Origin of the sequence: Ruminiclostridium cellobioparum DSM 1351 = ATCC 15832, assembly GCF_000621505.1 — a bacterium.
In the GTDB taxonomy this organism is placed as follows: Bacteria; Bacillota; Clostridia; order Acetivibrionales; family DSM-1351; genus Ruminiclostridium; species Ruminiclostridium cellobioparum.
The window spans coordinates 264,538-279,912 of sequence record NZ_JHYD01000003.1; the positions used below are offsets into that span (position 1 = coordinate 264,538).

Genomic DNA, 15,375 nt, shown 5'->3' on the forward strand with positions numbered 1-15,375 from the left:
AGCTCATGATTGCCAGTCTAAAAAACTGGCAATTTGTTTAATATATAGAAATTTAATTTGTGGAGGAACCATGTCTTTCAGAGATGATTTAAAACAAAAAGTTTTGGTGTTCGACGGTTCAATGGGAAGGATGCTCTTTGAAAACGGGCTTGGGGTCGGAACCTGTCCCGAGGAATGGAATTTGTCACACCCAGAGATATTAAGGAAGATATACAAGGGTTACGTGGATGCCGGTTCGGATATTATCCAGACAAATACCTTCCAGTCCCACATTATAAAATTGGATGAATATGGACTTAAGGACAAGCATTATGAGATAAATTATCAGGCTGCAAAGCTAGCAAAAGAGGTCGCCGGCGGTAAGTGTTATGTTGCCGCATCCATGGGACCTCTGGGAAAGTTGCTGGAGCCCTTTGGTGATCTGACTTTTGAAAAGGCATATGACACCTTTAAAGCTCAGATTATTGCTGTCGCGGATGGAGGTGCAGATATTATCAGTCTTGAAACCTTCACCGATATAAGCGAATTGAGGATTGCACTGCTTGCGGCAAAGGAAAATTGCAGCCTTCCTGTTATTTGTTCCGTTTCCTACGAACAGAACGGAAGGACCCTGATGGGGACCGAGCCCGGCATATGTGCCGCAATACTGCATTCCATGGGCGCCGATTTGATAGGAACAAACTGTTCCTTCGGGCCTGAATATATGATCAGGATAGCAGAAAGCTACGGGAAAACGGGGCTCCCCTTCAGTGTGAAACCAAATGCCGGGCTGCCCGAAATTGTTGACGGCAAGCAGGTATTCAAGGAAACGCCCGAAGGCTTTGCAGGGTTTGTACCAGAGTTTTTGAGAAACGGTGCAAGACTGCTGGGAGGCTGCTGCGGTACAACTCCCCGGTATATAGCCGAGATTGCCAAACTGGTAAGGGAAACTGATGCTGAAAATAAAGAAATTACAGGCATAAGGCCCGATGTGGATTATATCACCTCGGCTTCACAGAAGATCCCCTTTGCAGCCATAGGTGCCGCCGGGCTTGGAAGGCTTGATGTGAATGCTGATGCGACATTAAGGGATTCTTTGAAGGATGGGGATATAGATGCCGTTACCGATGCAGCCATGGATCTTCTGGATGAAGAGAGTGATATTATTATAGTAGACGCAGATCTGGAGAATTCAGAGGACTCCCTGCTGCTGGCAAAGGTTGTCAAGGAAGCTCAAACCTACCTGAAACAGCCTTTTATCTTAAAATCCAACAACATAAAAGTACTTGACGCCGCACTGCGAGTTTATAAGGGAAGAGCGGGATATATATCACATGCTCCCCAAGCGGCCGGAATGTTTGAAAAATATGGTGCTGTTGATTGCGGAGGCTTTTTGATCAATGAAAAATAGTTTAATTACATCACTTGTGGGCTATCTGATTGAGAAGGAATTTTTCAATTTGATAAGTCCTGAAACAGAGGAATTGGATTTCAGCAGTGGTACCACAAGCCTTATAAAGGATTTTCACGGTACTTCGGTGCTGCTGGAAATTATTGATGCAGACAGGATGGACAGCCGGCAGATAGCCATGTCCATGGAGCATGGAACTGCTCTCATCAATAATATCAACGGCAGGAATGCCACAGTGTTCAAGCTGTTCCTATTTGAAAATCAGCCGGATACCGAAAGGCTTGATATCATATCAAAGGGACAGGCGGATATAACTGCAGAAAGAAAGTTCCTGAGGACATTTTCGGTAAATTGCTCACAGGGTGCTATTCAAAAGCATTTTACCGTACCGGCCTTTGATGCCCATATTGTAAGGACGGTAAAAAGATTTTTTGCAAAAAACCTTGATAAAAGCGGAACTACAGTTGAAGATATTCAAAGGCTTATTGGAAACAGGAAAAAAGATTATGAGATACAGCTAAAGGTAAAAAAACCCTGGCTGACCTATGGGATAATAGTTATAAATATTGTCGTATGGCTGATAATCAAACTTATATCCATAAGGACCGGACAATCCTATTCCAATCTTCTGGTTCCTTTTGGAGCAAAAATCAATTCGTATATATTGCAGGGACAGTATTGGAGGTTTTTTACACCCATGTTTTTACATGCCGATGAAATCCATCTGGCTGTAAATTGTTACTCGTTGTTTATTGTCGGTTCACAGGTTGAGAAGCTTTTCGGACGGGGACGCTTTGCATTTATATACCTGTTTTCGGGTATACTTGGCAATATTGTGAGCCTTGCCTTTTCGATAAATGTTGCTGTGGGAGCATCCGGCGCCATATTTGGCTTGATGGGTGCAATGCTGTTTTTTGCCTTAAAGCGTCCGTCCCTTTTAAAAAGCAGTTTTGGAGCAAACCTGATCACTACTGTAGCCATAAACCTTGCCTATGGTTTTATGAACAGCCGGATAGATAATAATGCTCATTTGGGTGGGTTTGCAGGCGGTTTTTTGACTACCGGCATAGTATATAATTCAAAGGAAGAAACCTCCAGGGACAGGCTTGTGAAAGTTGTTTCCCTTATAATGGCTGTAATTGTCACAATAGCAGCTACGCTGTACGGGTTTAACAATCAGAACAGCAAAATTGTTCCGATACTGACAGAAATGCAGACTTTCGAGACACAGGAAAATTGGGCCCAGGCTGAAAAGCTGGGAGAGGATATAATGGATTTAAGCCCCTCCGGCAAAAATATCCGTACAAGTGTGCTTTGGAGCATAACAAGAGCTGAAATAAATCAGCAAAAGTATCAGGAGGGAATACCGCATGCAGAGCAGCTTGTGAAAATAAGCCCTGTTGACGGTCACTTCCTGCTGGGATTTATATATTTTAATACCGCCCAGTATGACACGGCCCGGGAACATCTTCAGAAGGCCAGGGAACTGGAGTCTCCGTATATTGAGACAATAAACCAGATGTTAGCCAGGATTGAAGGAACGGCTAAGTAAATAATAAATATTAATTTAACTGGCACAACAAGTTAATGCAACAAAATATATGGGAAATATTTCCATAAGACATATTGTCTGTAATATTTATTATATAATATAGGTGGAAGCTTGGACTGGTTTTAAAACATCCATTTGGGTAAAAACACAAAAGTTAATAAGGAGGTTTTGTTATGAAGAAATTTGTTAGCTTAGTATTGATTCTGTTTCTACTGGCCTCTGCAATCCCGTGTTTTGCGCAAGAAGTTGACTCAACAAATGTTCAGCTGATACCGTTGGTACCACCCACCACATTTTTCAGTTTTGCCTCGGATACCTTTCACAGCGGGCCTACTTTCACCGGCTTCGGCGGTACCGGTACTTTCAGCAGTAAAGCTGAAGTAGACCTGATGGTTGACTTGAATGATGATAATTATGGAGGTACGGTGTCATTCTTATCCAATCTTAATTTGAAAGCCGAAGCTTATGATTATCAAGTATACTATATCGGTTCCCAATACCTGCATGTATGGAAGGTCTATGCCGAAATGACATTTACACATGTCAACCCCGGTGTAATAAATGCAGACATCCTGGGTATCGGCTTCAAAGAGGGAGTATTGACCAGCTGGTCTCCAAACTCATACACACTTGGTGAGACCATGACCCTGCAGGATTCTCAGAGTGCGGATCAAAGCATATATATGAATTCACTTCCTCTGCTTAAGGGTATCGGAGTTCCCCAGGAGTATCTGGACAATTCCAGGGACCTGGCATTTACATTTACAAATGTCCGCTCGGCCACAAGTAACGGTAATCCTAACAATCTGGTCAATATAAGCAAGGAAGGAATATTCAAGGATGATTGGAAGGCTGAAGGCAGTTTTTCAGCATCGGCATCGCTTAAATAGCGATTGATAGGCACAATTGTCGTGAATAAACCTGAAAAGCTTAATTAGTTAGGGCTTCCTGCCGCAAATGGATGTAAACTGCTGATTACTGAACTTTTCATGTATTCTTCAATTAAACATTCGTAACATATATTAAATAAAAAACTGCTTTTGGTAAACAGAAGCAGTTTTTTTATTTAACTATACAGCTATTACTTTATCATGCCTGCAAAGTATCTGTGAAAGCTCAGGTCGGCCGTCAGTTCGGGGTGGAAGGACGTTGCCAGCATATGCCCCTGGCGGCAGGCTACAATGTGTTCATCCAGCTTTAATAATATTTCAACCTGCGGGGCAACGCTCACCACATAGGGTGCCCTGACGAAGACCAGAGGTATTTTGCCGGCTGACAGTCCGGGCAGATCCACACTGGTGGTGAAGCTGTCCAGCTGCCTTCCGTAGGCGTTTCTCATAACTTCTATATCCATTGCCTCAAGATATCTTCTCTCATCATTGGCGATGTTTTTGGCCAGAATTATCATGCCTGCACAGGTACCCCATACCGGCATTCCGCTTTCTATGCGGACTTTAAGCGGGCCGGTAAGCTCAAAGTCGGCCAGCAGCCCGCCGATGGCAGTGCTTTCGCCACCTGGGACAATAAGTCCGTCTATGTATTCAATATCACTTTTATATTTTACAAGGACAGGTTCTACATTCTCTACCCGGCCCAGCATGTCGAGATGTTCCTGAACCGCCCCTTGCAGGCCTAGTACTCCTATTCTCTTCATAAAAATTTCCTTTCGTGGGCAACATTGATTATATGTTTTGAAGAAAAATTGAAGATTTTTCCAATGGACTGATGCAAAACATATAAACATACAAATTGAAAAGGAAAAAGTGCGGTTTTGCATTTATTTTTACGAAAAATAGATGCAAAATGTGGGCCTTGGCGTTTGGCCCACAAGCACTTTTTCTATAGGAAGATTGTAAAATGAAAGAAATTTCATTTTACAATCTTCTTTTTACCAGCCTCTGGAGGCAAGGAGGCTGTTTCCCGATAACTCTCTCACATCTATGGAATCCATGGCAGTACCCAGCTCTTCAGATACTTCTGCAATAACGGCCGGATCGTTGAAGTAGGTTGTAGCCTTTACTATTGCGTGGGCTCTCTTCTCCGGGTCGGAGGATTTGAAAATGCCCGATCCCACAAAAACGCCGTCACAGCCCAGCTGCATCATGAGAGCCGCGTCGGCAGGTGTAGCTATACCGCCGGCAGCAAAATTGATGACAGGAAGCTTGCCGTGCTCATGGACATAGACCACCAGATCGTAGGGTGCGCCGAATTCTTTTGCAACAGTCATAAGTTCCTGCTTTGAGGCGCCTTGCACCTTGCGCATTTCGGAAGTGACGGTCCGCATGTGCCTTACGGCTTCCACCACATTACCTGTGCCGGCTTCGCCTTTTGTTCTTATCATAGAGGCGCCTTCACCGATTCTTCTCAAGGCTTCACCAAGATTTTTGGCGCCGCAGACAAAGGGGACTTTGAAGGCGTGCTTGTCTATATGGAAATCTTCATCGGCAGGAGTGAGAACTTCACTTTCATCTATATAGTCAATTGACAGGGATTCAAGTATCTGAGCCTCAACAAAATGACCTATGCGCACTTTGGCCATGACAGGGATGGACACCGCACTCTGTATTTCCCTGATCATTTTTGGATCGGACATTCTGGCAACTCCGCCCATTTTCCTGATGTCGGAGGGAACCCTTTCAAGGGCCATAACAGCAACTGCGCCTGCTTTTTGGGCTATCTCGGCTTCTTTTGCGTTTACAACGTCCATTATTACTCCGCCTTTAAGCATTTGTGCCAGGTTTTTGTTTAATTCATATCTTTCAGTCATTGCAACATTCTCCTTTACATATTAAAGAATTTTTATTATACTAAATTGTATCGAAACAATTTAGATAAATTCTATTTAAATTTTGTATATTCTTACATAACGGGGCTGATAAGTCAATATATTTAATCAAATAGCGGAGGCGAAATGAATATTGTAACGATACAATTTGATAATGATAAACAACCAAAGTATTTACAGCTATTCGAACATATCAAAAAACTGATAAGCGGAGGCCAATTGAAACCCGGAGAGAGGCTTCCAACCGTCCGGAATCTGTCACGGAGCCTGAATGTAAACAATATTACAGTTGTAAATGCATACAAGCAGCTGGAAATCCATAAATACGTCACTGCCAAAAAGGGAAGCGGCTATTTTGTATCAAACATAAAAATGCAGAAGGAAGATACTCTTTCCTCCGGCGATCTTGGAATGTCAATTGCACCAGATACAATAAATTTTGCCAGTGCCACGCCGCATCCATCTATTTTTCCGGCAGAATCCTTCAAGGAATGCATAATCGAAGTTCTTGAAAGAGACAGGGGTTTTGCCTTCGGATATCAGGAAAGCAATGGATTTATTCCTTTGAGAAACTCCATTCTTGAGTATCTCGCAAGGAAGTATAATATCAGAGCGGCAAATGAGGAAAATGTACTGATAGTCTCGGGGGCACAGCAGGGAATTGACCTTGTGGGAAAGGTATTGTTAAATCCTGGAGATTATGTCATTACTGAGAATCCCACTTACGACGGTGCCGTTGCCGTATTCAAATCAAGGGGTGCCCGTGTGGTAGGGGTCAACATGGAGGAGGATGGAATTGATTTGATTGATCTTGAGAAAAAGATCAGAATATGCAAGCCCAGGCTCATATACCTTATGACCTGTTACCAAAATCCCACAACAGTAAGCTACAGCCGCCAGAAATTGAACCAGGTCCTACAGTTGATCAGGAAGTATAATATTTATGCGGTTGAAGACGATTCCATGTCAGAACTTAATTTTGACAATGGGGAGCTGACAACATTAAAGTGCCTGGATAAAGAGAATACCTGCGTAATTTATTTGAAGAGCTTTTCCAAAATACTTATGCCGGGATTGAGAGCGGGGTGTATGATAATTCCCGATGTTTTGGTGAAGGATTTTACCAAAATCAAGCATAACACTGACCTATCGTCATCCGGTCTTATACAGAGGGCTTTGGATCTTTATTTCAGAACAGGAAAATGGGAGGAGCATCTCCAGTACATGAAAGAAATATACAGGGGAAAATATGAGTTCATGCTGGCCCAGCTTGAGAGATTGGAGAAGCTGGGAGTTAAATATAACAGGCCCAACGGAGGGCTGTATTTCTGGATCAGCCTGCCAAAGAAGCTTTCGGCACGGGAGATTTATAATGAATGCAGGGCAAACGGATTGGTGCTGATACCCTCGGGAGTTTTTTACGAATTGGATAATAAAAGCAAGGACAGAAGCCTCAGATTGAGCTTTGCATCCTCAAACATTGAAGAAATAAGGTGTGGTATGGCAATTCTGGAAAAGTGTCTGGATGATACAATACCTGCTGTTGACATTATGTAATTACGTGTAGAGTAATGGGGGGAATTTCTTCTTTAGAAATAGGTTCCCCTTATAATATTTTCTGAATAGGTTATGTGTAAGGCCATAATCAATTATAACTGGGGTTCCGTTAATAAAGCCCCAACTGGATGCACGCCGCAAATCTCCAGTACCCAGATCATTATTTTTTAAATCTGCATGGAGGTTATTTACTTTTAACAATGAATTAATATTATTAACTTTATAGTAGGAATAAACTGTTCTCATTTTCCTGATCCTTTTTGCACGGGCCATGACCAGAAGCCTGTTGTCCTCAGAAATATAGGGTATTTCTGCAAAAAGACGGGAGTTACTGCTGTTATAAATATCGTATTCGGTTTTGTTTTGCTCTATACCACGGATATCTTTGGCCATTTTTACGACATACCCGTTATTCATGCTGAATACTCGCCTGCAGGAGCCAAAACCAATAAGCCTGTATTCACCGTTTTTAATTTTGTTTAGAATATCCTGATAATTATAATCCATATATCACACAACACATTTTAATCATACTACAGGATATTAGCCGAATGTCAGGTGTGTTACAATAAATAAAAACATATAAAAAAGCACATAAAAAGCATAGCTTTGGCCTTGACGAATATTTTCTGTTGATGTATGATAATTTATAAACTACAAAGTTGGTTTTATTGACTATGGACAATAAATCGGCTTATAAATAAGATAATATTATAAATATGATGACTGGAAAGAGTAGAAGGCAATTGGCTTCAAAGAGAGTGAGCATTTGGTGGGAGTTCACAGGTTCAAGCTTTTGAAAATCATCCATGAGTTGCAGCCTGAATGAAACGTAGGTAAGGTGTGCCGGTGACGAGCCGTTATAGAATGAAGTGATTATTGTCACGTTTTAATTTTTATGTCAGGATTATTAGTATGTGACAAAATAAATTGGGTGGTACCGCGAAAACAGCCTCGTCCCTTAAGAGCCAACTTCATTGGCTTTGGGAACGGGGCTTTATTATTGCCAGGAAACCAATTTGCTTCTGTCTGAACACCGAAGCATCAGCACGGTTAAATCAACTATGAAATCAATAATTAAATTTGGAGGTATTGTAAATGTCAGAAGATTACGGAAAGACCTTGAATTTGCCGCAGACAGACTTTCCAATGAGAGCAAATCTGCCGCAGAGAGAACCTGAATTCCTGAATAAATGGGAAGAGATGGATATTTATCATAAACAGCTTGAAAAGGCTAAGGGAAGACCTGCTTTTATATTGCATGACGGGCCGCCTTATGCAAACGGCGGAATCCATCTGGGTACTTCTTTAAATAAAATATTAAAGGATATTGTTGTTAAATATCACAGCATGGCAGGCTATTATACTCCGTATGTGCCGGGCTGGGATACACACGGACTTCCCATAGAGCAGAGAGCAATAAAGGAATTGGGTCTCAAGAGGCATGAGGTGGGCCCAGTGGTGTTCAGAGAAGCCTGCGAAGGGTTTGCAATGAAATACCTGGACATCCAGAGGAATGCTTTCAAACGCCTCGGGGTGAGAGCTGACTGGGAAAATCCATATATCACCTTGAAACCTGAGTTTGAAGCAAAGCAGATAGAAGTTTTCGGAGAAATGTGCAAGAAGGGGCATATATACAAGGGCCTGAAGCCTGTTTACTGGTGCCCTGACTGCGAAACCGCCCTGGCAGAAGCCGAAATCGAATATGCCGACGACACGACTTTGTCAATATACGTTAAATTCCAGGTTAAGGATGACAAGGGACTGTTTGGAGGAATAGCCGATAAGGACAAGGTAAACTTTGTAATATGGACAACAACAACCTGGACACTGCCTGCAAACCTTGCGGTATGTTTGAATGAAGCCTATGAATATTCAATTGTCAAGGCTGACAGTGAATACTATGTACTTGCGACAGAATTGGTTGAAAATACCATGAAAGCAGCAGGCATAGCCGAATATGAGACTGTAGCGAAATATAAGGGTAAAGACCTTGAAGGAATGGTATGCAAGCATCCTTTCCTGGACAGGGATTCACTGGTCATATTGGGTGACCACGTAACCCTTGAAGCCGGTACAGGCTGTGTTCACACAGCTCCGGGACACGGTGCCGAGGACTTTATCGTCTGTCAGAAATACAAGATACCCACAGTGGTGCCTGTTGACAGCAAAGGTTACCTGACAAAGGAAGCGGGACCGTTTGCAGGCCTGTATTATGAAAAGTCAAATCCCGCCATCATAGAAAGACTGACACAGGACGGAAGGCTTCTGGCCTCTGAAAAAATATCCCACCAGTACCCACACTGTTGGAGATGTAAAGAGCCCATCATATTCCGTGCTACCGAACAGTGGTTTGCATCAATAGACAGCTTCAGGGACGATGCCCTTGAGGCTATAAAGACCGTCAAATGGGTTCCTGAATGGGGACAGGAAAGAATAACCAATATGGTTAAGGACAGAGGAGACTGGTGTATTTCAAGACAGAGAATCTGGGGAGTACCTATTCCCATATTCTATTGTAAAGACTGCGGCAAGGAATTGATAACCGACGAAAGTATCAAAGCTGTTGCTGATCTCTTCAGAGAAAAGGGTTCAAATGCATGGTATGCCCTTGAGGCATCTGAAATTTTGCCGAAGGATACCAAATGCTCCTGCGGGCATGGGGAATTTACAAAAGAGACCGATATCATGGATGTTTGGTTTGACAGCGGCTCCAGCCACGCAGCGGTACTGGAGGAAAGAGACGAACTGGCATGGCCTGCGGACTTGTACCTGGAAGGCAGCGACCAGCACCGCGGCTGGTTCCAGTCATCACTTTTGACATCTGTGGCTACAAGAGGAGGTGCTCCTTACAGGAAGGTTCTGACTCACGGCTATGTCATAGATGAAGAAAAGAGAAAGATGTCAAAATCACTGGGCAACGGTATTGATCCGGCTGATGTTATAAAAGAATACGGTGCCGACATATTAAGGCTTTGGGTTGCTTCCTCCGATTACACCACTGATATAAAGATATCAAAGGACTTGTTGAAGCAGCTCTCGGAAGTTTACAGGAAAATCAGGAATACCGCAAGATACATCCTGGGTAATATTAACGGCTTCGACCCGGACACCGACAGCGTTGACTACAGCGGGATGAACGAGCTTGACAGGTGGGCGCTGTACAAGATGACAAACCTGATCAGAAAGGTTAACGATGCCTACAGCTCATATGAATTCCATATGATGTTCCATGCAATACACAATTTCTGTGTTGTTGACATGAGTAATTTCTATCTGGATATAATAAAGGACAGACTTTACACATCAAAGGCGGATTCAAAGGAAAGAAGAGCTGCGCAGACAGTAATGTACGAAATACTCCAGGCTCTGGTAAGGATGCTCACTCCCGTATTGGCATTCACAACAGAGGAAATATGGCAGTTTATGCCGCACAGAGCCGGTGATGATATTGAAAGCATTCAGTTCAACAGCTGGCCTGAAGTCAATGAAAAATATATAGATACTGCTTTGGCTGAAAAATGGGATAGGATACTTGCCCTTCGTTCGGATGTTTCAAAGGCGCTTGAAGTCTCAAGGGCCAACAAGATAATTGGACACTCCCTGAATGCCAAAGTGACAATATTTGCCGATGGAGCCGATTACGATTTCGTAAAGAGCATCGAAGCGGAACTGGTAACAATATTCATAATTTCCGATGTCGAGCTCAAAAAGCTTCAGGAAGCACCTGCAGAGGTTCAGAACGGTGAAGAAATGCCAGGCATAAAAATTGCTGTAGAGCAGGCGACCGGGGAAAAATGTGAAAGATGCTGGATGTACAGTGAATATGTAGGCAAAGATGAAAAGCATCCCACACTTTGCAGGAGATGTTCGGAAGTAATTGATTAATGCATCAGATACAGGGCCGGGTATACCTGGCCCCGTACATATGGGACATGGAGTGTAAAATGATTAGACATACTATTAACTTAAAGGAAAGAAGCTATCCGATTTGTATAACAACAAATTTTGATGAATTGGGCAAAGCTGTTTTATCCTTGAGGACCGGTAAAAAAGTAATGATTGTCACCGATGAAAACGTGGACGGATTTCATTCGGAGGAATGTATCAGCCGACTTGAAGAAAGCGGGTTTGAAGTATATAAGCACGTGCTTGTTTCCGGCGAAGAGCACAAGACTATTGACGCCGTTTACGGAATATACAAAAAGCTGATAGAATACAAACTGGATAGAAGCAGCTCACTGGTTGCTTTGGGAGGAGGCGTGGTCGGAGATATCTCAGGCTTTGCCGCCGCTACATACATGAGGGGCATTAATTTCATCCAGATTCCTACGACATTGCTGTCACAGGCCGACAGCAGTGTCGGGGGCAAGACAGGGGTCGATTTCGACGGACACAAAAATGCCGTTGGAGCTTTCTATCAGCCAAAGCTGGTATATATGAACGTCAATACCATAAAAACACTTCCGAAGCGTGAAGTGTCGGCAGGGCTGGCAGAGGTAATCAAACATGGTTTTATTATGGATGAAGAGTTCTGCGAATATCTGAACTATAACGCTCAAAAAATCTTTGCTTTTGACGAAAATGTCCTTCAGTTTCTGGCAAAAAGAAACGTGTCAATAAAAGGCAGTGTCGTTGAACAGGATGAGAAGGAGGACGACCTGAGAGCTGTTTTGAATTTAGGCCACACAATAGGTCACGCTATTGAAACTGCCCGGAATTTTGAACTTTTACATGGCGAATGTGTTGCCATAGGTATGGTGGGAGCTTTCAAACTGTCAAGGTATATGGATATTCTGCCGGAGTCGGTTGTAGATCAGGTCAAGGCAATGCTTGTGAAGCTGGAACTTCCCGTATCGCTTCCGGGTATGGATGTTGACCGGGTTTTTGATCAGATATTCTATGATAAAAAGGTGAAGGACAACAAGCTGAAATTCATACTTCCGAGGAAAATAGGGGAAGTATTCCAGTGTACCATAGAGGATACCGGATTGTTGAGAAAAGTATTATTCGATCTTGCTAAATAAATATATATATAAGTTAGCAATTTTAAACAGCCGGAAAAGTTTTCCGGCTGTTTTTTGTTATGCATTAGTTATTTTTACCCAAGGTATAAATAAAGTAAAACTAAACAAACATAATGTTATAAGAAATGACAAAAGAAAGGAGTTAGTCTTGCAGATGTCAAACAATAATCAACTTCTCGATTCTTTGAATAAAAAAATCGATGAAATGTCCTTGAAAATGGAAAAAATGAAATTTGTTGATTATGTTTATTTTCTGGAGCATCCCAGGAAGATGCTATGGGCTAACTTTATAAGCGGAATGGCAAGGGGCTTTGGTATTGCAATAGGTTTTACACTTTTAGGCGCCGTGGCCATTTATATACTGAATAAAATAGTTCAATATAATCTACCTTATATTGGAGAGTTTATTAGTGAAATTGTAAAGATAGTCCAAAGCAGTATGCGCAACGTCAGATAAAATATTACGGAGGCGGCCATATGGAAAAATATAGATTAGACCAATTAAAGGGAAAACTTAAAGAGCAGGAAAAGCAAATGATAAATACAATCAAAACAATGCATGAAAACGGTGATGCAGATATGAGCGAGCATTATCCAACAGAGCTGTCCAATTATGACAATCATCCTGCAGACCACGGAACTGAGCTGTATATACTTGAGTTGAATATGGCACTGAAGGTTCATGAACAGACAAAGCTGAATGATATTCAAAAAGCGCTGAAAAAAATTGACAATGGCACCTATGGAATATGCGAGCACTGTCAAAAGGAGATAGATTTCGAAAGACTTAACGCAAAGCCCAGTGCAGGCTTGTGCTACGAATGTGAAATGAATCTTGAAGCTAAAGAAATAAATACTGCCGATCAGCAATATGGTGAAATATTTGATTCTCCTTTCGGAAGAAAGTATCTTAATAAACAGGAGGATGATGAATTTGAGGGTATGGATATGCTGAACGATGTTTTAAAATACGGTTCATCGGATTCACCTCAGGATATGGGGGGATATGCCGATTTTGAAGAATATTATACCAATGAGCTGGACAACCAGGGGATTGTGGAGGAAATAGACAAGATTTCCAATCAGCAGTACAAGGACCAGCTTCCGTAATCTATAAAGTACGCGCCTGAAATCAGTGCATTTCATCATAAGTGATCCATTTCATCTGCAATTTCAGGCGCGTACTTTTAAAGGATTTTGCTTCTATGGCACAAAGCTGTTATAATGATAATATTCCTAGAAATTATACATACGAGGTACGGATGAACGATTATAGCAAATACCTGATTATTAGTGATCTGGATGGTACACTGATTAATTCACAGCATGTAATTTCAAAACAGAACCTGGCAGCAATCAATTATTTCACTGAACAAGGCGGGCGCTTTGCCATAGCCACCGGGAGAACAATTCAAAATACAAGGCCCTTTATAAAGAATCTGGAACTCAATGGTCCATGCATTCTTTACAATGGCGCCGCTGTTTATGATTTCCATAATGAGAGGATCCTCGGAGCGGAGTATCTTGAAAAGGAACTTCTGGTTGATTACATAAATTATTGCCTGGACACCTTTGATCAGATGGTGATTGAAATCTTTACTCCCGAGGGAATGTATACGGTTTCTCCAGAAAGCAATGTGGATGAATATGTGTTACGGGAAGAACAGCCGTTTATCAGCTCGGAATTAAATGAGATGCTGAAAAACAATTGGTTTAAATTGATACTGAATGATAAACGTGACAAACTTCTGGAAGCTAGAAGGGCTTTGGAAAAATTCGGGCTAAGTGTAAGTTTTGATAATGTTTTTTCTTTCGAATTTTATCTGGAAATTCTAAAGAAGGGTATTTCAAAGGGCTCGGCATTACATAGCATGAGAAAATTGGAGCATTTCAGGGACAAAACCATAATAGCGGTGGGAGATTATGATAATGATATTGAAATGATAAAGTTGGCTGATGTGGGAATAGCAGTGGAAAATGCCAGTGAAGACGTCAAAATGGCAGCAGATATGATTACTGTCAGTAATGACTGCCATGCCATTTATGAAATTATCCATAAAATAATTCCGGGATTATAATTTAGAATTGAATTAATAGTAATTTCATGTTAATATAAATTTGTTTGATTCAGACTGGTGATTCTTAATCATCAGGTCTGTGATTGCTGATAAGATTAGGTGTCATTTTTAAAACCATTTAATATATAAAACCGGGGGTGTAAGTCCCGTCCTCAATATATGCTGGTGTGGCTCAATGGCAGAGCAGCGGTATCGTAAACCGCAGGTTGAAGGTTCAATTCCTTTCACCAGCTCCAATGAAAAACGTGTAGTTTCAATGGCTACACGTTTTTTTGTTGCTCATTCGTAACTAGTAAAGTGACAAGTGCTGATGTGAGTTTCGTATCCAGTAAAAGGATAATGAATCTTGTATTGTTCGCTTGAGAGATGTATAATAATGCTGTCATACTTCGACAGGAGTTTATTGCTATGGATTATGAGCTTATCCCTAAATAATATCAGCTTTTCTAAAAGCAATAAATTGCACAGGCGAAGAAAAGGAGTCCCCGGTATGCAATATCTGTTTTCTCAAACCGAATCAAGAGCTTCCGAAACCTGTTTAACCATGAATGACAGGCTTCCACTACCCAGCGACGTGCTTTGTAGTTTGGATTTTGCTCCTTGTTCTTCTTTTCTTCTCCACGGCTTACAATGTGAGGGATATACCCTCGTAATACCACGGTTTCCAGTGAAGGCTCGCCGTGATAGCCTTTATCAGCACATAAATGCTGGGGTTTGTCTGCGGTTGGTTCGGGCCGCTCAGTTACAATGGACATTAGAACCTGTTTCAACTGTGAAACATCATGCCTTTGGGCTCCTCTTATCACTAAGGCTATGGGAACGCCTCTCCCGTCGACGAGGAGGTGACGCTTGCTCCCATTTTTTCCCCCGATTCGTTGGATTTGGACCGACAGATTCCTCGGCTAATGGTGCTTTTGTCATACAACCATCAACGCTAAGTCATGTCTAAAGGCTATGAGGAAGAACAGTCAGGACTAAGGAGCGGC

13 protein-coding genes, 1 tRNA gene and 1 other annotated feature are annotated in these 15,375 nt (G+C 42.0%); of the genes, 10 read left to right on the forward strand and 4 right to left on the reverse strand.

The window, feature by feature from the left end; genetic code table 11:
• Positions 1–70 precede the first annotated feature (70 nt).
• The 3 genes from T344_RS0105165 to T344_RS0105175 all read left to right on the forward strand — a co-directional run bounded on the left by T344_RS0105165 (position 71) and on the right by T344_RS0105175 (position 3,832).
• Positions 71–1,390 (forward strand): homocysteine S-methyltransferase family protein, encoded by a 1,320-nt coding sequence (locus tag T344_RS0105165; protein ID WP_027627816.1) that lies wholly within the window; start codon positions 71–73, stop codon positions 1,388–1,390.
• Positions 1,380–2,942, forward strand: coding sequence for a rhomboid family intramembrane serine protease (locus T344_RS0105170; RefSeq protein ID WP_027627817.1), 1,563 nt, complete (start codon positions 1,380–1,382; stop codon positions 2,940–2,942). The genes T344_RS0105165 and T344_RS0105170 overlap by 11 nt, the downstream gene beginning before the upstream one ends.
• 173 nt (positions 2,943–3,115) lie before the next feature.
• Entirely contained in the window at positions 3,116–3,832 is a 717-nt protein-coding gene (locus T344_RS0105175) for a hypothetical protein (RefSeq protein ID WP_027627818.1), read from the forward strand.
• A gap of 191 nt (positions 3,833–4,023) precedes the next feature.
• Here the strand turns inward: T344_RS0105175 and pdxT are convergent, their stop codons facing one another.
• Together pdxT and pdxS are read right to left on the reverse strand one after the other, a co-directional pair.
• Positions 4,024–4,596 (reverse strand): pyridoxal 5'-phosphate synthase glutaminase subunit PdxT, encoded by a 573-nt coding sequence (gene pdxT / locus T344_RS0105180; RefSeq protein ID WP_027627819.1) that lies wholly within the window; start codon positions 4,594–4,596, stop codon positions 4,024–4,026.
• A 234-nt stretch (positions 4,597–4,830) separates the two neighbouring features.
• Positions 4,831–5,709 (reverse strand): pyridoxal 5'-phosphate synthase lyase subunit PdxS, encoded by an 879-nt coding sequence (gene pdxS / locus T344_RS0105185; protein ID WP_027627820.1) that lies wholly within the window; start codon positions 5,707–5,709, stop codon positions 4,831–4,833.
• A 144-nt stretch (positions 5,710–5,853) separates the two neighbouring features.
• Here pdxS and pdxR point away from each other — a divergent pair, with 144 nt between their 5' ends.
• Complete coding sequence (gene pdxR / locus T344_RS0105190) at positions 5,854–7,284, forward strand: MocR-like pyridoxine biosynthesis transcription factor PdxR (RefSeq protein WP_027627821.1); 1,431 nt, start codon at positions 5,854–5,856, stop codon at positions 7,282–7,284.
• On the opposite strand, the gene T344_RS0105195 is transcribed toward pdxR, so the two are convergent.
• Complete coding sequence (locus T344_RS0105195) at positions 7,285–7,791, reverse strand: hypothetical protein (RefSeq protein ID WP_027627822.1); 507 nt, start codon at positions 7,789–7,791, stop codon at positions 7,285–7,287.
• 206 nt (positions 7,792–7,997) lie between these two features.
• Positions 7,998–8,249 (forward strand) — a binding site (T-box leader).
• A gap of 133 nt (positions 8,250–8,382) precedes the next feature.
• On the opposite strand from T344_RS0105195, the gene ileS reads away from it, so the two are divergent.
• The 6 genes from ileS to T344_RS0105225 all read left to right on the forward strand — a co-directional run bounded on the left by ileS (position 8,383) and on the right by T344_RS0105225 (position 14,625).
• Positions 8,383–11,172, forward strand: a complete 2,790-nt coding sequence (gene ileS, locus T344_RS0105200; protein WP_027627823.1) for an isoleucine--tRNA ligase — start codon at positions 8,383–8,385, stop codon at positions 11,170–11,172.
• Positions 11,173–11,231: 59 nt separating this feature from the next.
• Positions 11,232–12,311, forward strand: a complete 1,080-nt coding sequence (gene aroB / locus T344_RS0105205; protein ID WP_027627824.1) for a 3-dehydroquinate synthase — start codon at positions 11,232–11,234, stop codon at positions 12,309–12,311.
• 154 nt (positions 12,312–12,465) lie between these two features.
• A complete protein-coding gene (locus T344_RS0105210) occupies positions 12,466–12,768 on the forward strand; it encodes a DUF5665 domain-containing protein (protein ID WP_027627825.1) in 303 nt (100 codons plus the stop codon).
• Positions 12,769–12,788: 20 nt separating this feature from the next.
• On the forward strand, positions 12,789–13,421 hold the full coding sequence (locus tag T344_RS0105215; RefSeq protein ID WP_027627826.1) for a TraR/DksA C4-type zinc finger protein: 633 nt from the start codon (positions 12,789–12,791) through the stop codon (positions 13,419–13,421).
• 152 nt (positions 13,422–13,573) lie between these two features.
• Positions 13,574–14,389, forward strand: coding sequence for a Cof-type HAD-IIB family hydrolase (locus tag T344_RS0105220; RefSeq protein WP_027627827.1), 816 nt, complete (start codon positions 13,574–13,576; stop codon positions 14,387–14,389).
• Between the two features lie 161 nt (positions 14,390–14,550).
• A tRNA-Thr gene (locus T344_RS0105225) sits at positions 14,551–14,625 on the forward strand.
• Positions 14,626–14,835: 210 nt separating this feature from the next.
• Here T344_RS0105225 and T344_RS27635 read toward each other — a convergent pair.
• Positions 14,836–15,282 (reverse strand): IS5 family transposase, encoded by a 447-nt coding sequence (locus tag T344_RS27635; RefSeq protein ID WP_084331120.1) that lies wholly within the window; start codon positions 15,280–15,282, stop codon positions 14,836–14,838.
• Between the last annotated feature and the right edge of the window lie 93 nt (positions 15,283–15,375).